At 71.0% G+C, this 20,910-nt stretch carries 18 protein-coding genes; 9 read left to right on the top strand and 9 right to left on the bottom strand.

All coding sequences use genetic code 11. The features are described 5' to 3' along the window. Window positions 1-466: 466 nt before the first annotated feature. On the bottom strand, window positions 467-1,378 hold the full coding sequence (locus V7E45_RS02810; protein WP_333772436.1) for an ADP-ribosylglycohydrolase family protein: 912 nt from the start codon (window positions 1,376-1,378) through the stop codon (window positions 467-469). 181 nt (window positions 1,379-1,559) lie between these two features. Between V7E45_RS02810 and V7E45_RS02805 the strand changes: the two genes are divergently transcribed. Then, window positions 1,560-1,922 (top strand): hypothetical protein, encoded by a 363-nt coding sequence (locus V7E45_RS02805; RefSeq protein ID WP_333772434.1) that lies wholly within the window; start codon window positions 1,560-1,562, stop codon window positions 1,920-1,922. On the opposite strand, the gene V7E45_RS02800 is transcribed toward V7E45_RS02805, so the two are convergent. Continuing rightward, window positions 1,915-3,030 (bottom strand): FAD-dependent oxidoreductase, encoded by a 1,116-nt coding sequence (locus tag V7E45_RS02800; protein WP_333772433.1) that lies wholly within the window; start codon window positions 3,028-3,030, stop codon window positions 1,915-1,917. The two genes, V7E45_RS02805 and V7E45_RS02800, sit on opposite strands and share 8 nt — an antisense overlap. 124 nt (window positions 3,031-3,154) lie before the next feature. Here V7E45_RS02800 and V7E45_RS02795 point away from each other — a divergent pair, with 124 nt between their 5' ends. Beyond that, a complete protein-coding gene (locus V7E45_RS02795) occupies window positions 3,155-3,748 on the top strand; it encodes a TetR/AcrR family transcriptional regulator (protein ID WP_333772432.1) in 594 nt (197 codons plus the stop codon). Window positions 3,749-3,957: 209 nt separating this feature from the next. Here V7E45_RS02795 and V7E45_RS02790 read toward each other — a convergent pair whose 3' ends face one another. The 3 genes from V7E45_RS02790 to V7E45_RS02780 all read right to left on the bottom strand — a co-directional run bounded on the left by V7E45_RS02790 (window position 3,958) and on the right by V7E45_RS02780 (window position 9,128). Next, window positions 3,958-6,468 (bottom strand): ATP-binding protein, encoded by a 2,511-nt coding sequence (locus tag V7E45_RS02790; RefSeq protein ID WP_333772431.1) that lies wholly within the window; start codon window positions 6,466-6,468, stop codon window positions 3,958-3,960. A gap of 109 nt (window positions 6,469-6,577) precedes the next feature. Beyond that, the gene (locus tag V7E45_RS02785) at window positions 6,578-7,390 is read right to left on the bottom strand and encodes an intradiol ring-cleavage dioxygenase (protein WP_333772430.1); all 813 of its coding nucleotides are present in this window, start codon (window positions 7,388-7,390) and stop codon (window positions 6,578-6,580) included. A 412-nt stretch (window positions 7,391-7,802) separates the two neighbouring features. Then, window positions 7,803-9,128: a HAMP domain-containing sensor histidine kinase gene (locus V7E45_RS02780; RefSeq protein WP_333772429.1), complete on the bottom strand. Its 1,326-nt coding sequence runs from the start codon at window positions 9,126-9,128 to the stop codon at window positions 7,803-7,805. Between the two features lie 112 nt (window positions 9,129-9,240). Between V7E45_RS02780 and V7E45_RS02775 the strand changes: the two genes are divergently transcribed. The 6 genes from V7E45_RS02775 (at window position 9,241) to V7E45_RS02750 (ending at window position 15,922) form a co-directional block, all read left to right on the top strand. Continuing rightward, window positions 9,241-9,930: a hypothetical protein gene (locus tag V7E45_RS02775; protein ID WP_333772428.1), complete on the top strand. Its 690-nt coding sequence runs from the start codon at window positions 9,241-9,243 to the stop codon at window positions 9,928-9,930. A 5-nt stretch (window positions 9,931-9,935) separates the two neighbouring features. Then, on the top strand, window positions 9,936-10,628 hold the full coding sequence (locus V7E45_RS02770) for an ABC transporter ATP-binding protein (protein ID WP_333772427.1): 693 nt from the start codon (window positions 9,936-9,938) through the stop codon (window positions 10,626-10,628). Window positions 10,629-10,641: 13 nt separating this feature from the next. Beyond that, window positions 10,642-11,304, top strand: coding sequence for an ABC transporter ATP-binding protein (locus V7E45_RS02765; protein WP_333772426.1), 663 nt, complete (start codon window positions 10,642-10,644; stop codon window positions 11,302-11,304). Continuing rightward, entirely contained in the window at window positions 11,301-13,952 is a 2,652-nt protein-coding gene (locus V7E45_RS02760; RefSeq protein WP_333772425.1) for an FtsX-like permease family protein, read from the top strand. The genes V7E45_RS02765 and V7E45_RS02760 overlap by 4 nt, the downstream gene beginning before the upstream one ends. Before the next feature lie 56 nt (window positions 13,953-14,008). Then, a complete protein-coding gene (locus V7E45_RS02755) occupies window positions 14,009-14,797 on the top strand; it encodes a response regulator transcription factor (protein WP_333772424.1) in 789 nt (262 codons plus the stop codon). A 276-nt stretch (window positions 14,798-15,073) separates the two neighbouring features. Further along, window positions 15,074-15,922 carry an ABC transporter permease gene (locus V7E45_RS02750; RefSeq protein ID WP_333772423.1) on the top strand — a complete coding sequence of 283 codons (849 nt, stop codon included), beginning with the start codon at window positions 15,074-15,076 and terminating at the stop codon, window positions 15,920-15,922. Between the two features lie 231 nt (window positions 15,923-16,153). Here V7E45_RS02750 and V7E45_RS02745 read toward each other — a convergent pair whose 3' ends face one another. From V7E45_RS02745 to V7E45_RS02735, 3 genes are read right to left on the bottom strand one after another with little or no spacing between them, the layout of a single operon-like run. Then, window positions 16,154-17,428 (bottom strand): COG4705 family protein, encoded by a 1,275-nt coding sequence (locus V7E45_RS02745; RefSeq protein WP_333772422.1) that lies wholly within the window; start codon window positions 17,426-17,428, stop codon window positions 16,154-16,156. A gap of 38 nt (window positions 17,429-17,466) precedes the next feature. Continuing rightward, complete coding sequence (locus V7E45_RS02740; RefSeq protein WP_333772421.1) at window positions 17,467-18,735, bottom strand: sensor histidine kinase; 1,269 nt, start codon at window positions 18,733-18,735, stop codon at window positions 17,467-17,469. After that, window positions 18,726-19,379: a response regulator transcription factor gene (locus tag V7E45_RS02735; protein ID WP_333772420.1), complete on the bottom strand. Its 654-nt coding sequence runs from the start codon at window positions 19,377-19,379 to the stop codon at window positions 18,726-18,728. The genes V7E45_RS02740 and V7E45_RS02735 overlap by 10 nt, the downstream gene beginning before the upstream one ends. A 59-nt stretch (window positions 19,380-19,438) precedes the next feature. Here V7E45_RS02735 and V7E45_RS02730 point away from each other — a divergent pair, with 59 nt between their 5' ends. Beyond that, the gene (locus tag V7E45_RS02730) at window positions 19,439-19,600 is read left to right on the top strand and encodes a hypothetical protein (RefSeq protein ID WP_333772419.1); all 162 of its coding nucleotides are present in this window, start codon (window positions 19,439-19,441) and stop codon (window positions 19,598-19,600) included. On the opposite strand, the gene V7E45_RS02725 is transcribed toward V7E45_RS02730, so the two are convergent. Further along, window positions 19,590-20,897: an MFS transporter gene (locus V7E45_RS02725; RefSeq protein WP_333772418.1), complete on the bottom strand. Its 1,308-nt coding sequence runs from the start codon at window positions 20,895-20,897 to the stop codon at window positions 19,590-19,592. The genes V7E45_RS02730 and V7E45_RS02725 overlap by 11 nt on opposite strands. Window positions 20,898-20,910 lie beyond the last annotated feature (13 nt).

Genomic DNA, 20,910 nt, shown 5'->3' with positions numbered 1-20,910 from the left:
TGCCCAGTCGCGGACGCGCCTGGAGGCGTCACGACCGCTGGACGAACAGGCACTGGGCCGGGACGTGCAGTTGCTGACCGTCTACCAGGACAGCGCCCGCGGGAAGAGAGGCCGGCCGCGGTGCAGGCGCCCTCAGCGTCGCGCCCGGGTCAGCGCACACCGGCTGGATCAAACCAGCGCGTACCGGCACCGACGGCTGCACTTCCATTGCCTGACGGTGCTCCGCCTCACACCGATCCTTACCGGCGATCCAACCGTCGAGTCAACCCAGGGCGTCCTGTTCCCCGAACCCGCGGGGATCGGCCTTGGGAACCGAAATGATCCTGCTACTCCGGGGGAACCGCCGGTGCGGGGCAAGCGCGGGCCGTCCCGGCGCCGACCGGACATCGTGTTGGCGACCGCGGCCACGGTAAGGGCCGCCGGCCGATCCGGGACCTTACCGTGACCGTTGCTCGCCCGCCGAGGCTCACTCCGTCACGACCGGGGGCAGCGGTTCGCAGGCGGCGTGCCACGCCGGCGGGAGCGCAGTGACGCCCGTGCGTGCGGCGATCACCCCGCCCGCGATAGCGCAGGTGGTGTCGATGTCGCCGCGCCCTGCAACCGTGAACCACAGGCCCTCGTGCAGGTCGTCGAGGTGCCCCGCCGCGCACCACAGGGCGTAGGGGACGGTGTCGGGCCCAGACATCCGGTAGCCGGAGCCCAGGACCTCCGCGGCGTGCCGGACCGAAGTGTGCGCCGGCATCCGGGCGGCGATCCGTATTCCCGACCGGACGTCGCTGTCGGGGAGCCGCTCGGCGACTGCCTGAAGGAAGTCCGACCTGGCCGGGGCGTTCCCGCCCTGGCTGCGGGTGGCCAGCGCAGCAGCAAGGGCGACCGCCACCGCACCGGTGACCGCCTCAGGGTGATGGTGCGACACCGCGCCCTGGCGGGCGGCCTGTTCAGCGACCGCATCGAGGTCGGCGGAGTGCCAGGCGCCGAGCGGAGCGGCGCGCATGGCTGCGCCGTTGCCCCAAGAGCCCTGGCCGCCGAACTGTCCGGCGACCACTTCCTGCCATGGCTCGCCCGCGCCGATCCGGCGGAGCACGTCGTGCATCGAGGCTCCGTAGCCGCGGTGCGTGTCCTCGGCGTAGGCCGCCGCGAAGCGGAGGGCGAGGCGGTCCTGGTCGACGATGCCGCCGCCCTCGGCGAGTTCCCGGACGAGAACGAGCGCTTGGGCGGTGTCGTCGCTCCACCGCCACAGCGGTTCAGAGGGCAGCGTCCGCGCCTCCAGGCTTGTCGGACCGTCCCGGCGCAGAATGCCGAACCAACGGTCACCGAAGGCGTCGCCGAAAGCGAGCCCGTGCAACGAATCCAGCACAGCAGCAGGGACGGTGATCATCAGGACAGTTTCGCAGCGCGACGGCGCTTCCGCGCCCCAGTTTCGGACCGGGCATGCTTCAACCTCGCCCTCGCCCGATAACGGAAAAGCAATCAGGTTGACCTCGCATGTAAAAGATCACTTACGGGGCGGCCTTCGGGGACCCCTTGCCGAACCCGCCCGGCGCGTCGTGATCTCGCGCGTGCAGTACAGCGCGATGGCCGACACGCCCACGGCGAGCGGAACCCATTGCGGCGAGACGAACCAGACATACACGCGTCTACGCAGCCACCGACCTGACGGCGGACCAGGCCTGCACCCCGAGATCGCGCACCACGTCCACGAGCACTGGGGCATCGAAAACAAGATCCACCACGTCCGCGACACCCTCTTCGCCGAGGACGCCTCGCGCGTGCGCACCGGGACCGCACCCCGGACCATGGACGTACTGCGCATCCTCTCTATCGGCGCCCTCCGCCTCGCCGGCTACGACAACATCGGCGCCGGCTTGCGCAAACACGGCCGAGACGCCGCCCGGCCGCTGGCCACCCTCGGCATCACATGATCAAAGTCGCTGCGGGGACGAGATGGTCGAGTCCGTGCGCACTGCTCATCGCGGCCTCGATCGAGCGTGGCAGCATGATGCTCTCGTAGGCGCGGACGGCGTCGTCGACGCTGGATTCGGTGACGAGGGCGTGGGCGAGGTCGGAGCCGTCGAGCATGGCGAGATTGGCGCCCAGCCCGACCGGGGGCATCAGGTGCGCGGCATCGCCAAGGAGCGTGACGCCGGGAGCGTGCTGCCAGGTGTGCGGGGCGGGCAGGACGAACAGGGACCGGTTGATGAACCCGTTGTCGCTGTTGCGCAGGATGTAGCGCAGGCTCTCGTCCCACCCGTCGAACATCCCCAGCAGGTGCGTGCGCACGGCCCGTTGATCGCCGAGGTCGATGCCGGCGGCCACGTGCCAGTCCTGCGGCGCGCGGAGCGCGATGTAGGCGCGGATGTGGCCGTTGCTGTTGCGCTGGGCGACCAGGGACATGCCGGCGCCCTTCGCCAGCATCGATCCGTTGCCGACCAGCCGCGCGAGGTCGGGATGGCGGGTGTCGCAGTGGTCGAATCCGGTTTCGACGAAGGTGACGCCGGTGTAGAGGGGTGCGGCGTGCGACAGGGCCGGGCGGACGCGCGACCAGGCGCCGTCGGCTCCGACCACCAGGTCGAAGTCCTCGGCGGTGCCGTCACCGAAGAGCAGCCGGCAGGTGCCGTCCGCGAGCGGGGTGGCCCCGCTGACGGCGCGGTCCCACCGCACCGTGTTCTCGGTGAGCGAGTCCAGGAGCAGGCCGCGCAGTTGGCCGCGGTCGATCTCCGGCCGGCCGCCGGCGGCGGAAGGCCCCTGATGCGCCAGGAGGGCGGCGTCGGCGAAGTCGAGCACGCGCCACTCCTCTCCTTCGGGGCGGGCGAGGGCTTGGAATCGGTCGAGGAGCCCCGCCGCCCGCAGCGCGGCCTGACCGGTGTCGGCATGCAGGTCGAGGGTGCCGCCCTGCGGGCGGGCGTCGGCGGAGGCCTCGCGCTCGAACACGGTGACGGAGCGGCCGTGTTGCTGCAGGACTCGGGCGCAGGCGAGGCCACCGAGGCCGGCGCCGACAATCGCGATGCGGGGGTCACGAGCAGAGTTCATGGGAGTGTCCCTCGGAAAGTGGGTGAGCCGCCGGGAGGCCCGGCATCCCCAAGAAAGCACACTCACCAAATAAGTGCAATCACTCAACTTTCATATTCGCTGCACACTTGGGTATGGTGGGCGAGTGACCGAACCGACCGGGCGCCGCGAGCGCAAGAAGGCCCAGACCCGCCAGTCCCTGGCCGACGCCGCACTCAAGCTCTTCCTCGACCGCGGCTACGACCAGGTCGGGGTCAAAGACGTCGCCGACGCCGCCGACGTCTCGGTGACCACCCTGTTCAAGCACTTCCCCAGCAAGGAGGCCTTGGTCTTCGACCAGGACGACGACCTGGAAGCAGCACTCGTCGCCGCCGTGCGCGACCGTGCCCCCGGCCAGTCGATCCCACAGGCGCTACGCGAGCACCTCCTGCTGAAACAGACCCAGTTCGCCGTCCACGCCACAGACCCGCGGTTCGCCGACTTCACGCGCCTGGTGCAGGAGACCCCCGCGCTGCGCGACTACGCCCACCGCATGTGGACGCGCCACGAAGCGGCCCTGGCGCGGGCCATCACCGAGGCTGTCGGCGCCCCCGAGGACGACGTCAGCTGCGCCGCCCTGGCCCGTTTCGCCCTTGAGGCCCGCGGCCTCATCCTGCGGCACGCCGAGCCGCACCGCGCCGCCGACGAGGCCTTCGCATTGCTCGAACACGGCTGGGCGGCCTCCCACCCGGGCAGCTGACCCGGTCCGCGCGGAGCCCTGGGGCGAATGGCTGCGTTGCGCACCACACAGATTCGACCTGAGTATGAAGTACACGTGATCATCACAATCTCAGGCCGGAAATTGGAACGGAAAACGGCAGTCAGATAATCCCCCACCCGCAGATCCAGGGCGGTGTCGTTCAGAGGTTTTGTCCGGCTGGAGAGCTCCTGAAGGCGGCGTGTCGGATGTCAAGGAACCGAAGCTTCCGAATCTCGTCGACCGAACCACAGGGCGATCTGTGTGCGTGAGCGAAGACCCAGCTTGTCGCGCACCCTGTCCAGGTGTGTGGCGACCGTGTGCGCCGAAAGCCCGAGTGCGTCGGCGGTCTGCCGGTTGGTCAGCCCCTTCGCGACGAGTTCGACCACCATGAACTCCCTGGCGGTCAGCCGCCACCACTCGCCGCCGGCCCCCATGGTGTCCGGCCCCTGCCGGACCTGCTCACGGTTCCCTGTCCGCAGGGCGTAGGCGACGAGCCGGTCCCCGCGCAGCCCGCGAGCGCCGACGACCGCGGCCTCCCGCGCCGCCGTCGGCAGCAGGGTCCGGGCGCGGGCCGCCGCCTGCTCGATCCGGCGCCGCCAGGGCGCCTCGGGCTCGGTGTCCAGCCGGCGTCGCGCGTGCGCGCTCGCCTCGCACAACCGCAGGGCGCGCCGCATGTCACCGCTCTCCGCGGCCACCAGCGCCAGGCCCTCGACGGGGTACAGCGCGTGGAAGCTCCCTCCGGGGGCGATGCGCAGCACTTCGGCGAAGAGGGCCTCGGCGCTCTCCAGCTGCCCCAGAGCCAGCCGGACGGCGCCCGCGGTGTGCAGCGCGGCCGCGGCCCGGGGCCAGGGCGCCTGCTCCCTGAGTACCGGAAGGCAATCCGCCATCAGCTCGTCGGCCTCGCGCTCCCCACCCGCCTGGAGCAGCGCCCAGGCCAGGTGCTGGGTGCACCATGCGACGTCCTCGGGCGAGCCGAGCGAGACGACGACGTCCAGGCACGCGCGCAGATCCGTGACGGCCTCGGCGAATTCGCCGTGACACAGCCACGCCGCGGCCCTGGCGTCGAGTGCGTTGGCCAGCCCGGCGGGCACGTGACGCCGCCGCTCCAGGTTCACCGCCCGCTCGCCCAGGGACAGTGCTCGGTGCGGGTCGGCCTGCTGAGCGGCCACGCGTGCGGCGAGCGCGGCCACCTCCCCGCCCAGTGCCCGACCGCCGGGCTCCCGCAGCAGTCCGGTCAGCAGTGCGCCCGCGGCCGACGGTTGCTCCTGCTGGTAGTGCACCCGGGCCAGCTCCAGGGTCAGCCGTAACCGCGCGGCCTCGTCCTGGCCAGTGGCGTGGGCCGGCACCGAGGTGAGGTTGTCCCGTTCCACCGTCAGCGGGCTGCTCGCCTGGTCGGCGAACACATCCCCACGATCGCGCTCGGCCACCTCGTGGAGCCACGTGAGGGCGCTGCGCAGGGTGGGGCCCAACTCGCCGGATGCGCGCAGACGTTCCATGGCGTAGGCGCGGATGACACCGAGCTGTCGGAAGCGGGTGGGCGTCGCGTCCCCCGGCAGCCGTACGATCAGTGATTTCGCCTCGAGCGCGCACAGGAGGGGAAAGACCTCTCGCGGCCCGATGCCGCCGCCCGCGCACACCGAGCGCGCCGCGGCCAGGTCGAATCCTCCGACGAGGACCGCGAGGCGCCGGAAGACGGCCTGTTCCGCCGGATCCAGCAGCCGGTGGCTCCAGTCGACGGCGGTGGCGAGCCCGCTGTGCCGCGGGGGCCCGGTCCTGCTGCCACCAGCCAGGAGGTCCAGCTGGGACAACTGGTCGTCCAGGCCCGCGAGGATGTCGCCCGGTGCGAGGGTGCCGATGTGGCCGGCCGCGAGTTCTACGGCGAGGGTCAGGCCGTCCAGCCGTCGGCAGATCTCCGCGACCAGCCGGCCGTTGTTCCGGTCCAGCGCGAACCCGGGCGAGCGGTGCGCGGCGCGTTCCACGAACAGCCGTACGGCGTCCGCCCGCAGCAGGGTCGTCACATCGTCCCCGGCGTCCGCCGGCGGCAGGGACAGTTCGCCGACCCGGAACACGGTCTCCCCGGGCACCCGCAATGCCTCACGGCTCGTGGCCAGGATCCGCAGCTGGGGGCAGCGGCCCAGCAGGGTCACGACCAGCCGGGCGCACGGCTCGGCGAGGTGCTCGCAGTTGTCCAGAAGCAGCAGCCGGGGGGCATCACCGATGGCCCGGACCAGGACGTCGACCCCGGTACGGGCCGCCCGTTCGCCCACGTCCAGCGCGTCGGCCACGGACTGCGTCAGAGTTGCGCCGTCCCGCAGCGAGTCGAGCTCCACCAGGTCGAGCCGGGCGTACCGGCTCGGTAACCCTCTGGCGAACTCCAGCGCCAGCCGCGTCTTGCCCACACCGCCCGCCCCGGTCAGCGTGAGCAGCCGTGTGCTCCTGAGCAGCGCGCGCAGGCCCGACAGTTCCTGCCGCCGGCCGACGAAGGAGTCGAGTGCCGGCGGCAGGTCGCGGTCACGGGTTGCTGCGGTCGTCGCAGCGGGTGCCGTGGTGGGGGCCGCAATCGACGCGGCACCCTGGGTCCGGACGGAGTCCCGCGCTGCCGTCCGCCGCCGGAGCGCCCGTTGCCGGCAGGCGTTGGAACAGTACCGAGCCGGCCGGCCGCCCTGCCGCCTCGTGATCAGCGTCGTACCGCATACCTCGCACGTTCGACTCTGGCTCATCCCCGATTCCTGGCCGCACGTTCTCGCGCCGAAACCAGGCGCGGCGAGTGGGCGGTGCGCGCGGCGGCCGGAACCGTCCCAGGGCCCGGCCACCGCTCCCGGACGACCGTCAGGGTGTGGCGGTGGGGTCGATGCCGAGTACGACGGTCCCGGTCACGCCCTTGCTCAGGTCGCTGCCCTTCTGGGTGAGGGTCAGCAGGGTCGACGAACCGCCGTTGCGGTAGATACCGTCCCTCGCGTTGAGCGTGCGCGTGGCCGTGTTGTTCCGGTAGGGGGACAGGGCGGCGACCCTGGTGTTGTACGTCTCCGGGAAGTAGAGCTGGCCGGTGTGGGAGACACGGCCTCCATGATAGGTCCCGTTGGAGACGGTGCCGCCGGCGTGCGTCTTGACGTGGATGTGGAGGGCCCGGCCGACGTACCACCCCGGGTAGACGGTGGTGAACTCCGCGACCCCGGAGGCGTCGGTCAGCTGCACACCGCGCAGGAAGGTCGTGTCGGGGGTGGATCCGCCGGCGACGTAGCCGGAATAGATCCCCAGCGCGTCACAGTGCCAGATGTCGACGGCCGTGTTGGGCAGTGCGGCGCACGTGATGCTGTCTATGGCCGTGACGCGAAGGGTCAGCGGAACGCCGGCCTTGCCCTCGGTGATGTCCTTGCGGACCCGCTCCAGGTCCAGGTAGTAGGGGCCCTCGGTCTGCTCGGGCGTGAGGACGCACGCCGCGGCGAGCGGGGGAGCGGGCCGGTCCGCGCTCCGGGCCGCCGCGGCCGCGGCCTGCGTGGCGGTGAGTCCCAGGGCGGCCACGCCGAGCGTGGCGCCGCCGAGGGTGGCGATGACGGATCTGCGGGTGGCACCGGCCGGACCCTCGGTCGGCTCGGGGGCGCGCTGCGGGTCCGTGGCGTTGTGGTGGGGGGTGTCAGTCATGCAGCGACCATGGCGCGCACGACGTTTCACCGGATCGCTCGGACGAGCGACGAGATCGGACGCGTTACGAAAGCCGTGCGGGTCCTTCCGCCGGACCTCAGAAAGGCCGTCGTGCAGCCTTCGGAACTGGGGGCAGGATGAGGTGGGCGAGATTGCCAGGCGGGGGTGTGGTCACCGGCCACAGCCGAGCGGCTGCAAGCGGCGGAAAGCGTCGAGGGCGGGCCGGCGCATCCGTCCGGGAGGAAGAAGGGGCGGTCCGTGAACTACTGCCGCTCAGAGTCTGGTGGAGTGCACGGTGCACGCCGGCACCGCAGTCGCGCTGTCGAAGCATCGGCACATGCCCGACGGTTGTGCGGGACACGAGCGGCACGAGGGCAGGGAACACCGGCCATAGCCGGTACGAGTCCCGTGCTCACTCGGGCGCCGGCAGGGGGTCGTCGCCGTCACCTGGTCGGACCGGAAGCAGCAGGGTGAACGTGGCCGGAGCGCGGCTGGTCAGGGAGAGCCGGCCACCGAGCGAGATGGTCAGGTCACGCGCGAGGGCGAGGCCGATGCCTGTTCCCGGCCGGGAGCCCGTGTGCCCCCGATCGAACAGCCGCGCCGGGTCGCCCGGCACGGTTCCCTCGTCGCTCACGTCGAAGGCGAGCGCGTCGTCGAGATCCCGCACTGCTACACGGACGGTTCCGTGTCCATGCACGCGCGCGTTGTCCAGCAGGATCCCGAGCACCTCCGCCACCGGGCCGCCGGGAACCCGGACGTCCGGCGGTACGTCCTGGGTGCCGTACTCCAGTCGTCGGCCGTCGTCAGCGAAGAGGCCGTGCCACCGCTCCTCCGTCTCGCGCAGCAGCCGCGCCACCGGAACACCAAGGGCGACGGCGTGGGCCCAGTCCTGCGACCGGGACAGGCGCAGCACCTCCTCCACCGTTTGGTGCAAGCGGTGGGTGGTGGCAAGCGCCTCCGCAAGCAGAGGCCGCAGCCGGGCGTCGTCGTCCTGGGCGAGGCCCGCCTCCAGTGCCAGTTGCAGGCCGGTGAGCGGAGTGCGCAGCTGGTGAGAGGCGTTCGCCGTGAAATCCCTTGCGCGGCGCAGGAGTTCGGACAGGCTGTGCAGCATCTCGTTGTGGGTGCGGGCGACCTGGTCGATCTCGGCGATGCTGCTGGGGGCCGCCCGGACGTTCAGGTCGCCCTCGGTGACGGCCCGGCAGCAGCGGGATAGATCCTCCAGCGGTGCGGCCAGCGCTCTGGCCTGACGGCGGGCGACGAGTACGGCCACGGCAAGGGCGAACAGGGTGACGCCCAGCAAGGCGGCCCAAACGGCGAGAACACGGTCACGTGTGGCGTCGGCAGGGGAGGAGGCCCGTACGCTGCCGATCACCTGCTCGGCGTGCGACACGGGTACGGCGACGACCAGGTCGCCTCCCGAGCGGCCGTGGGCCACCTGCCCGGCGAGGGCGCGGCGAGTCAGGGCGTCACCGCTCTGGGGGCCGCGGCCCGCACGCAGCCTGAGCCGGGGGTCGTACAGCCCCAGACGACCGCCGGCGGGCGCCGACGGCAGTTCCACCGGGTCGCCGGTCGCATAGTCCGGGCTCACCTGCACCGCGCCCGCGAGGGCCGCGCGCTCCAGGGTGTCGCGCTGGTCGGCATACAGGGACGACCTGATGGCCAGGGCCAAGGGAACGGCGAGGAGGACGACGGCAACCAGGGCGGCGGTGAGGGCCACTCGCACCACGCGCTGTCTCATGCTCTCATCATGCGGCCCCCGCACGCGGCCGGCGGGCCGGCGGCACGGCTTTTGCCGTCGTCTAACTCTTGCTGAGCGGAGCGTTAACCGATCACTTCCTAGCGTGGCTGGCATGACCGTCCGGTCCGACGACTTCCTGGAGGGGACTGCCATGACAGTTCACGTACGGACAAGCGCGGCCTTCGGGCTGGTGCTGGCGGTGGCGGTGACCGCGGGTTGCTCCGGCTCCGGCTCGCACTCCGGTTCCGGCCCGACACCGGCGGTGACCTCGTCCTCCACCACGGGCGGGAGCAGCGCACCGAACCAGGCAGCGCCCACCGAGTCCAATCCGCCCGGTGACATCCCCGACAACCAGGTCTACGTCCCCTACCGGCCGGCCGGTGGTGCCTTCACAGGCTTCGCGGTGAAAGTGCCCGAGGGCTGGGCCCGCACCGTCCAGAGGGACACGACGGTGTTCACGGACAAGCTCAACACCGTGAGGATCACGGCGGTCTCCGCCGCGAGTGCCCCCACGATCGGCTCGGTCACCAACACGGTCGTACCTCAACTGCGGTCCCGGGTATCCAAGTTCGCGGCGCCGAAGGTGTCCGAGGTGACCCGGCACGCCGGTCGTGTCGTTCTGCTCACCTATCAGGGCGACTCGGCGAAGGATCCGGTCACCGGAAAGGTGGTGCGGGACGCGTTCGAGCGTTACGCCTTCTACCGGTCCGGCCACGAGGTGGATCTGACCCTGTCCGGCCCGGTCAACGCCGACAACGTCGATCCGTGGCGGATCGTCAGCGACTCGTTCGCATGGCGGTGACCGCCATGGCGTCCGAGACGGCCCTCGTCGCCCGCGAGCTGTACCGCTTCTATCGGGCCGGCGAGGAGGAGACCCTCGCGCTCCGGGGCGTGTCGCTGCACGTGGAGCGGGGGGAGACGCTCGCGGTGGTCGGGCCGTCCGGGTCCGGTAAATCGACCCTTCTGGCCTGTCTGGCCGGGCTCGACGAACCGTCGGGCGGGGAGGTACGGGTCGCCGGCATACGGATCAGTCACCGGCCGGAGACCGAGCGGGCCCGGTTGCGGGCCCGGCACATCGGGGTGCTGCTCCAGACCCGCAATCTACTGCCCCATGTGAGCATTCAGGACAACATCCGCCTGGCCCAACGGGCCGACACGGGCAGGCCCGCCGTCTCCGCGCGGCAACTGCTCGGCCAGGTGGGTATCGCCGAGCGTGCTCATGCTTTGCCCCGGCAACTTTCCGGCGGCGAACTGGCACGAGCCGGGCTGGCCGTCGCGCTCGCCAACTCACCCGACGTCCTGCTGGCCGACGAACCGACCGGCGAACTGGACGGTGAGACGGAGCAGGTCGTTCTCGCCCTGCTGCGCGACCGGGCCGCCCAGGGGTGCGCGGTGCTGATCGTCACGCACAGCGAGGCTGCCGTGCGCGTCGCCGACCGCGTCGTCGAACTGGCAGACGGACGGGCCGGCAGTCCCGCGGTATCGAAGACGGCAAAGTGACGGGAGACCCGAGATGACACCGCCTGAGACACTCGTCGCCTGCCGGAAGGCGGCGCTCACCTTCGGCCGCGGCCCGCAGGCGGTCGTGGCCGTGCACGGAGCAGACCTGGAGATCGGGTCCGGCGATCGGCTCGCCGTCGTCGGACCCTCCGGATCGGGAAAGAGCTCGCTCCTGCACCTGCTCGCAGGGCTGGAGCAGCCCACCAGTGGAGCCGTGATTCGGGCCTCCTCACTGGGGCCGTACGACATCGGCCTGGTCTTCCAGGGCGACAGCCTGATCCCGGCTCTGAACGTGGTCGAGAACACCGCCCTGCCCTTGGTCCTGGCCAACCGGCCGGAGGGCGAGGCACGACAGGCAGCCCTCGCGGCGCTCGCCCTGGTGGATGTGGCCGACCTGGCCGACCGGCTGCCCGAGGAGATCTCCGGCGGCCAGGCCCAACGGGTGGCCGCGGCCCGGGTTCTGGCCCAGGCTCCACGCCTCATCCTCGCCGACGAGCCCACCGGCCGCCTCGACCATGCCACCGGAGCCCACGTCCTGGACGCCCTGCTCACGGCCGCCGACCACACCGGCGCGGCCCTTGTCGTCACCACCCACGACCCGGCCGTCGCCGCCCGCCTCGCCATGCGGCGCACCATGCGCGAAGGCCGGCTTCTCGCACCCGAGGGAGTGTCATGATCGGCTCGTGGGCGGGCGGCCTGGTCCGCCACCGCACCGGACGGCTGCTGGCCGCCCTGACCGGCATCGCGCTCGCGGTCGGGCTCGTCGCCGCGCTCGGCTCCTTCCTGACCGCGTCGAAGGCGACCATGACCCAGCGCGCCCTGCGCTCGGTCGCCGTCGACTGGCAGGTCCAGGTACAACCCGGCGCCGCCCCGAACACAGTCCTGGACCTGGTCCGCAAAACCCCCGGCACCCGGGCCGCCCTACCCGTCGGATACGCCCGTAGCACCGGCTTCACCGCCCGCGTGCAGGGCAGCACCCAGACCACCGGTCCCGGCATGGTGCTGGGCCTGCCCGACGGCTACCGCAGTCTGTTCCCGGACGCGATTCGCACCCTCTCCGGCTCGTCCACCGGCGTCCTGCTGGCCCAGCAGACCGCCTCCAACCTGCACGCCGCACCCGGCGACACCATCGGCGTCCAACTGCCGGGCGTCGGGGCGCGCCAGGTGAGGGTGGACGGCGTCGTCGACCTGCCACAGGCCGACTCGCTCTTCCAGACCGTCGGCGCTCCCAGCCAGTCCCAGCCGACCGCGCCCCCCGACAACGTCGTCCTGCTCCCCGCCGCCCGGTTCGCCGCCCTCACCCAGGGCGCCACCGGTACGACGACCCAGATCCACACCGCCCGCGACGACACCCGGCTGCCCTCCGACCCGGCCGCCGCCTTCAACGCCGTCACCCGCGCCGCCCACAATGTGGAGGCCCGCTCGACGGGTGCCGCGCTCGTCGGCGACAACGTCGGCGCCGCCCTCGACTCCGCCCGCCAGGACGCCCTGTACGCCCAGATCCTCTTCCTCTTCCTCGGCGTCCCCGGCGCCGTCCTCGCCGCTGCGCTGACCGCCGCAGTGGCCTCGGCCGGCGGCGAACGACGCAGGCAGGAGCAGGGGCTGCTGCGGCTGCGCGGACTGCGCCCGCGCCAGATCACCGTGCTCGCGGGCGTCGAGGCGGTACTCATCGGCCTGGTCGGCGGCCTGACCGGACTCGGCATCGCCGCGCTGACCGGCCGCCTCGCCTTCGGCAGCGCGTCCTTCGGGGCCGGCGCGAGCACCTGGGCCGCCTGGTACGGCGCTGCCTTCGTCCTCGGGGCGGCCGTGGCGGCGGGAGCCGTACTCGTGCCGGCCCTGCGTGACCTGCGCACCGTGACCGTCGCCGACACCCGCAAGGAGAGCGGAGCCCGCGGCAGTCGCAGCCCCTGGTGGATGCGCTACGGCCTGGACTTCGCCCTCCTGGTCGGCTCCTGGCTGATCTTCCGCGCCTCCTCCGGCAGCCAGTACGCCCTGGTCCTCGCCCCGGAAGGCGTGCCCAGCATCTCCGTGTCGTACTGGGCCTTCCTCGGCCCCGCCCTCCTGTGGATCGGCGCTGCCCTGCTCCTGTGGCGGCTCACCCTCCTCGCGCTCGCCCACGGCCGACCTGCCGTGGCCAGGCTGGCCCGACCGCTGACCGCGACGCTCGCCGGCACCACCGCGGCCACACTGTCCCGGCGCCGCCGCCCGCTGGCCCGGTCGGTGGTGCTGCTCGCCCTCGCCGTGTCCTTCGCGATCTCCACCGCCGTCTTCAATGCCACCTACCGGCAGCAGGCCGAGGTCGACGCCCGCCTGACCAACGGCGCCGACGTCACCGTCACCGAACCACCAGGCGCCCGCGTCGCACCCGCGGCCGGATCTACGCTGAAGGTATCCGGCGTGCGGCACGTCGAGCCGCTCCAGCACCGCTTCGCCTACGTCGGCTCCGACCTGCAGGACCTCTACGGCGTCCGCCCCGGCAGCATCGGGCGGGCCACGTCCCTCCAGGACGCCTACTTCGCCGGTGGCACCGCTGGGCGGCTCATGCGCAAGCTGGCCCAGAGCCCGGACAATCTTCTGGTCAGCGCCGAGACCGTGCACGACTTCCAGCTCTCCCCGGGCGACACCGTCAACCTGCGCATCCAGGACGCCCGCACCAAGGCCCTGCGCACCGTCGCCTTCCACTACGCCGGCGTGGTCAAGGAATTCCCCACCGCCCCGAAGGACAGCTTCTTCGTCGCCAACGCCTCCTACATCGCCACGGCGACCGGCAGCGACGCGGTCGGCGCGTTCCTCCTCGACACCGGCGGCACCCGCCAGAAGCAGATCGCCGCACAACTGCGGGGGCGACTGGGAACGAGCGCCACCGTCACCGACCTCACCCAGACCCGCGGCACAGTCGGCACCAGCCTCACCTCCGTCGACCTGGCCGGCCTCACGCGTATCGAGCTCGCCTTCGCCGTGCTGCTGGCCGCCGGAGGCGGCGGGCTCGTCCTCGCCCTCGGACTCGCCGAACGCCGACGCACCTTCGCCATCGCCACGGTCCTCGGCGCCAGGACACGCCAACTGCGCGGCATGGTCCTCACCGAGGCCCTCCTCCTGACCGCCGGTGGCCTGGCCGGAGGCGCCCTCATCGGCTGGGCCCTGTCCGAGATGCTCGTCAAGGTCCTGACGGGCGTCTTCGACCCACCGCCCGCCGGCCTCGCGGTCCCCGTCGCCTACCTGGCGCTCACCGCGGCCGCCGCCGTCGCCGCCGTACTGGCCGCGACAGCCAACGGCATCCGCGGCGCCCGCCGACCCGCGGTGGAGGAACTGCGTGACCTCTGAACAGCCCGTGCCCGCAGACCGTGCCGACCGCCTCGCTTCCTCCTACGCTGTCGACCATGGGGACCCCCGCCACACCGGACCGCAGCAGCCTGCGCGTCCTCGTCGTCGAGGACGACACCACCATCGGCCACCACCTGGAGACCGGTCTGCGCGGCAACGGCTACACGCCCACCTGGAGCCGTACCGGCACCGCCGCCCTGACCGAGGCCGCCCGCACCCCGTTCGACGCGGTGCTCCTGGACCTCGGGCTGCCCGACACCGACGGCCTCGACATCGCCCGCACTTTGCGTACCCGCTTCCCGGACCTGCTGATCGTCATCCTCACCGCACGCACCGATGACATCGACATCATCGCCGGACTCGACGCCGGCGCCGACGACTACCTCGTCAAACCCTTCAGCCTCACCGTGCTCCTCGCCCGCCTCCGCGCCCACCTGCGCCGCCACACCGGTTCCTCGCCCGTGCCCGGCCCGATCCGGCTGGGCGACCTTGTGATCGACCCTGCCGCACGCAGATGCACACTCCAGGGCACCGACGTTCCCCTGCGGCCCAAGGAGTTCGACCTGCTCGCCCTTCTGGGCCGGCATCCGGGCGAGGCGGTGTCGCGTGAGACCCTGATGGCCGACGTGTGGGACGAGAACTGGTTCGGCTCCACCAAGACCCTCGACGTCACCATGGCCGGACTGCGACGCCGCCTGACCCGGGCCGCCGGCGCGCTCACCCGTCCCTGCCGCCTGCCCCGGATCACCACCCTGCGGGGGCACGGCTACCGGCTGGAAGGGGTCGTGGGAGCAAGTCGACCGATCGACGGCAGCCAAGGTGGCAGTTCGCGTTCAGCGTGGTGAAGGCATCGTCGTCGGACTCCGGAGGGGTCGGTGACATCGCCCTGCGACAGCCGCCCGCGTGCCGCGCCGCGCTACTGCGTGCACGCCCGGCCGACGTGCCCTCCGAAGCAGCATCCTCTCGTTCCTCGCGGCCGCGGGGTGGGCGGGCATGAACAGCGGAGCGTGAACGGCGACGGAATGACGTCACCGTAGACTGAGCTGTCGGCCACCGAGGCCAGCCGGGACGCGGACCCGCGCACACCCTCGGCCACGCAGCAGTTCTTCGGGGTGGGGAACGTGACGTCGAGTGCGGCATCTCTTGTACCGGTCAACCCAACCCTCGGTGGACTGCTCGCCGCGCTACTACTGGTGGCGGCGGCGGTCGCAGGCTGGTTCCGTCTGGACCCCCACCCGTACAAGAGCCGGGCCCGGGAGATCCTCTTCGCCGGCTTCCGTGCCGCTGTCCAGCTCGTTCTGGTCTCGCTGGTCATCACTTGGGCGGTCAAGTCGGTGCCGGGGCTTTTGGCGTTCCTCGCGGTCATGTTCGCGGTGGCCGTGCGCACGGCCGGCAGGAGAATCACCGGCAACCACACCTGGTGGCTGACGGCCGCTCCGATCACCGCAGGCGTGATGCCGGTCGTCGTGGCGCTCCTCGCCACCGGGCTGGTCCCTCTTGAGGGCGTCGCCCTGATCCCGGTCACGGGCATCCTCATCGGTGGCGCACTGACCGTGACTGTCCTCGCCGGACGCCGTGCCCTGGACGAACTGTCCCAGCGCCGCGGCGAGGTGGAGGCGGCGATGGCGCTGGGGTTCACGGACCGTGATGCGCGGATGGAGATCGCACGTTCCGCTGCCTCAGAGGCCCTCCTGCCCGGTCTCGACCAGACCCGTACGGTCGGGCTGGTCACGCTCCCCGGCGCCTTCGTCGGCATGCTCCTGGGAGGGGCCGGCCCTGTGCTGGCTGGAGCCGTGCAACTGTTCGTCCTCATCGCGCTCATGGCCGTGCAGGCCGTCGCGGTCGCGGTGACCCTCGAACTCGTCGCCCGGCACCGCCTGAATCGCCCCGGGCCGAACACCCACACCGGTTCTCCGCGCAAGGCCAGGAGGTTTCTCAAGGTACCGGGGCCGAGCCGTGCCCCCGAGTAGAAACCGTGCCGGTCATACGTGCTCGCCACGAGTGCGATCACGAACAGCGTGAACACCCGCCGCCGCGTCTGAATGATCACGGTCTGACGGTCGAGGCCGGTATCGCACTGCTCGGCGCGATACCGGCCTCGAGGGGCGGCCCCGTCAAGGCCGGCGACCGCTTTCCGTGCCTCGTCGCCGAGGGTTGCAGCGCGCCGACGGCGGCTGCGATCCCGGCGCCGATCAGGTCTGTCAGCGCATGTCTGTGAGGAGGGTGTTGAGCTCGGCTTCCTGGTGCGCCGGCGACATCGGCGGGTTCGGGTGGTCGATGCCGAAGGTCTTCAGGACCTGGTCCATCTGGGCGTCGAGGAACGTCCAGCCGGTGTTGTCCAGCGGTTGCAACGAGGCCTGGTCGGCATCCCAGAGGTCTCGCAGGGACTGGGCAGCTGCGTGGGCCCCGGTCGCGTTCCCCGACCGTGCGTCCTTGAGCGAGGTCGTTGCGAGTGCCTTCAGGGCGGTGACCTTCGCGGGCGGGAACTTCTTCACGGCCTGGCCGGGGGAGAGGTGAACGGTGGAGGTGGCGTCGGTCTCCGGCGCCGGGCCGACGTGCGGCTGGCTGTGCGCCCAGACCAGCAGGCCCACGGTGGCGACGGCGAGGAGGCCGAAGCCCGCCAGTGCGATGCGCTCCCTGCGCGGGTTGGCGGTGATCTGCGGGGTGTGCGTGGCGTCGTAGGTCTCGGTCACGTCGGAACGCGTCACCGTCAGGTAGATGACGGTCGCCAGGATCAGGCCGAGGAAGATCAGGCTGGTGGTGAAGGTGCCCAGCGCAAGGCCGGTCGGCTCGCCCGGCTGAGCGACCTTCGGGGAGGCGAGCCAGTCGCCGATGTTGGCACCGAGCGGGCGGGTCAGGATGTAGGCGAGCCAGAAGGACAGCACGGGGTTCGCGCCGAACTTCCACAGCAGCGTGATCGCCGCGATGAGGCCGAGCGGCAGCATGACCGAGGCTCCCGGGCTCCAGCCGGTGAGCTCGAGGGTCCAGTCGCCGGTGGCGGTGCCGAGCGCGAAGGTGACGAGAACGGCGAGCCAGTAGAACGACTCACGCGGCAGCGTCGTGACGGAGTGGATCGAGAGGGTGCGCTCGCGCAGCCACCACACGCCGAAGACCACAGCGAGCAGGACCGAGAACACGGCGGAGCTGATCCACAGCGGCACGTTGAGCTGGTCGGTCAGGATGTCGGTGTACAGCGTGCCCGTGACGCTGACAACGACCACGGTCAGCCAGTAGGGGAACGGGACGTACCGCTTCAGCCGCAACTGGATGGCCAGGACCACCACGAACACCGCGGTGAAGATCCAGGCCGTGTTCACCAGGCCGACGCCCAGCTTCATGTTGATCCAGTCGGCGAAACTCTCACCGACGGTGGTGCACAGGATCTTGATCACCCAGAACCAGATGGTGACCTCGGGAACCTTGTTCAGCATCAGCCGCCCGCTGCGGCGCGTGTGGGCTTCGCTTGTCGTTGTCATGCAGGGAGGTTTACTCGGCCAACCTGCACACAACCTGACTACGCGATCTCTTCTGGCGTGGGGAAGGTCACCTCGACGCGACCGTGACCATCCGCGATCGCACGGACTGCCACTCCCGCGGACGCGGCGAGACGCCTAACCACGGCCAGCCCCAACCCGTGCCCGTTGCCGCTGGTCACGCCGGGTTCGAAGACCCGATCAACCTCCGCCGGATCGAACCCCGGGCCGTCGTCGAGGACATCGATCACGACGCCCTGGGGCTGGGTGCGCGCTGTGATCCAAACCCGCGAGCTCGCATGCCGCAGGCCGTTCTCCAGCAGGGGTGACAACACCGCCACGACGAGTTCGCTTGCCACGGCGACATCGACGTTGGTCGGGATGGCGAGTTCGATGGAGCGACCGGCGATCGCCTCTCGCGCCGCCGCCCTGAGATCGCAGCGGGTCCCGGCGTCGATCCGCGTCCGGGCGGCACTCAGAATCGTCGTGATCGCCGTGTTCAGACGGTCGACCTCAGTCAGAACATACTCCGGTGACACATGGTGACCGGAGAGTTGCGCCAATTGTGCCTCGCCCCGCAGCGCCGTCAAGGGCGTCCGCAACTCGTGGGCGATCTCATCGGTGAGCCGGCGCTCGTCCGCGAGCGCGTTGTCTATGCGGTCAAGCAGGCGATCGAGAGTTCGCCCGAGCTCCCCGAATTCATCGCGAGGAACGCCGAGGTTGAATCGGCGCCCGGGTTCGTGATCGCCCCAGTCGTCGGCAAGAGCGGCCATTTCGTGAACCACTCGCAACGCACGACCCACCACGAGGTACGCGACGACGCCCGCGAGCAGGATCGTGATGCCACCCAAGATGAGCGACATCCCCAGGCTGCGCTGCTCTGACGTCTCGTACGGCGTTAGATCCACCCTCACGACCGCCACGACGCGGTGGCCTTCGAGCCGGATCGGCTGGGCATACAGCAGGTATCTGCCGGTCGTGGTGGTCTGGGACTGCCCGGAGTCGGCAAGCGCCTCGACGCGGCCACGAAGGCTGCCCGGGACGATCCCGTCGATGAGGTGCCCATCGGCATACACCCACGAGACCGTGTCCAGCGCTTCGTTGCCGCTCTCGATCAGCACGACGTGGCCACCGCGTACGGTTACGTTCGCGGCCACGGCCTCTGCGCGCGTATGCGCCAGAGCGTTCGCGTCAGCGTCGGTCACCCGGCTCAGCAAGACGTGTGAGACCACCACCAGCACTGCGGCCACCGCTGTGGCGATCAGCACTGCGAGCGCGACGACTCTCCCGCGGAAGCCCGTCACTCCCATCGATAGCCCACCCCACGGACCGTCGCCAGGCGATCGGCCACGCCCAGCGCGCCGAGTTTGGTCCGTAGCCGGCGAACGAAAGAGTCGAGGGTGTTGTCGCTGACCTGCGCGCCATGCGGCCAGCCGGCAGCGACGAGGGCGTGGCGGCGTACAGCGTCGCCCTGTGAGGCGATAAGCCTGCCCAACAACCGAAACTCGGTCGGCGTCAGGCTCTCGCTTGCCGAACCGTGGCTTACGACATGTTTCGCCGGATCGAGAACGACGCCCTTCGGTGGGGTCGTCGCGGTTGTTCTGCGTAGCAAGGCGCGGACCCTCACCAGCAACTCCGGGATGTCGAACGGTTTCGTCATGTAGTCGTCGGCTCCCGCCTCGAAGCCGCCCACCTTGTGATGCATGCCATCCAGAGCGGTGAGCATCAGCACCGGGGCATCGACGCCACGCGCCCGCAGCGCCAAGCAGACATCACGACCGTCGGCGTCCGGGAGCCCCAGATCGAGGACGACCAGGTGAGGGACCGGATCAAGGTTCCGCAGCAGGCTGTCCGCCGTAGAAGCGACTGCGACCGTGTGGCCGTCGTGCTCGAGTGCGCGCTTGAGTACGTCGCGGACAGCCGCGTCATCCTCGCACACCACGATAAGAGCCACGCGCCGACCCTAGGTAATCCCGCGAGAGTTCTCCATTCTCCCTGGTCAGCGTCCTGCTAGTGTGCGATACCCGTAACAGCTTCGTGTACCTGCACATCGTCATGGGCCTCGACGGCGATCACACCATGCCCAACATCGGCACCCATGGCGCCCGCGCCGACATCATCCCCGTCGGCCATGGGAGCAGTGCCCTGCCGGGCAGGGGCACGCTCATCGAGTGAAGCGCTCCTTACCGGTAGAGGGAGTCCTGCCGGATGCGCCGGCCGGAGGCATTTCGGGGAGTGGTGCGCCGACCGGTCCGGCAACCTGACTCGGAGGTTCCAGCCGGCGGCGCTCGGCGATCAACGACGAGAGAGCGAGCGCGGAGACCGCCGAGACGATGCCGCCGAGGGTCAGGCAGGAGCGGGCACCGAAGGCGTCGGAGACCAGGCCGACGAGGGGAGCGCCGATGGGTGTGCCGCCGAGGAGGACGAGGTAGTACACGGACAGCACGCGGCCGCGTAGGTGCGGCTCGGCACGCAGTTGCGTCAGGGCGTTGGCGGTGGTGGTGACGGTGACCGCGGCGTAGCCGGTGGGAATCAGCAGCGCCATGAATGTGCCGTAGCCAGGCATCAGGCCCAGCGCCGCTTCCAGCACCCCGAAGACTGCGGTCGCGGTGACCAGGCGCCGGGCGGTGGGAGGCCGACCGCCGTGGGCCGCAAGCGCCGCGCCGAAGAGGCTGCCTGCGGCGTAGGCGGCCGAGAGGCAGCCGAAGGCGGCGGCGCCCGAGTGGAAGACCTTGATGGCTACGAGGGAGATGGTCACCTGGAAGTTGAACCCGAAGGTGCCCACGACGGCGATGAGAGTGATCGGCAGCAGCAGATCCGGGGTGGCGGTGATGTGACGGAACACCTCGGTCAGCCATGGATCACCACGCTGAGGCCCGGTGGGCTCGCGCGGGGCGCCGGGGGGAACACTGATCAGCCCGTACAGGACCGCCAGGTAAGAGACGGCGTTGATGAGGAACACCGGGCCGATGCCCATGGCGGCGACGGTCAGGCCGGCCGTGGCGGGGCCGACGATGCGGGCGACGTTGAACTGGGCGGAGTTCAGACCGACCGCGGCCGGCACTCGCTCCCGGCTGACCAGTTCGGCGACTAAGGCGCCCCGGGCGGGGCTGTCCACGGCGGTGGCGGTGCCGAGAGCCAGGGCCAGCGCATAAACGGACCACAGGTTCACCGCCCCGGTGACGGTCAGCAGCCCCAGCAGCAGGGACTGTACGGCCATGGCGGTCTGCGTGATCAGCAGCAGCCGGCGCTTGGGCAACCGGTCGGCGAGGACGCCCCCGGTCAGGCCGAACAGTGTCTGGGGCAGGAACTGCAGCGCGGTCACGACACCGACCGCGCTGCCGCTGTTTCCGGTGAGGTGCAGGACCAGCAGGTCCTGGGCGGCGCGCTGCATCCAGGTGCCGATGTTGGAGGTCAGCTGGCCCAGCAGATAGCGGCGAAAGGGTCGGACAGTCAGCGTGCCGAGCGCCATGCTCGAAGCCTTG

Origin of the sequence: Streptomyces sp. IBSBF 3136, assembly GCF_036815105.1 — a bacterium.
Taxonomy (GTDB): Bacteria; Actinomycetota; Actinomycetes; order Streptomycetales; family Streptomycetaceae; genus Streptomyces.
The sequence above is the reverse complement of the archived record's forward strand: the minus strand, read 5'-3'. Positions and strand labels throughout refer to the sequence as shown.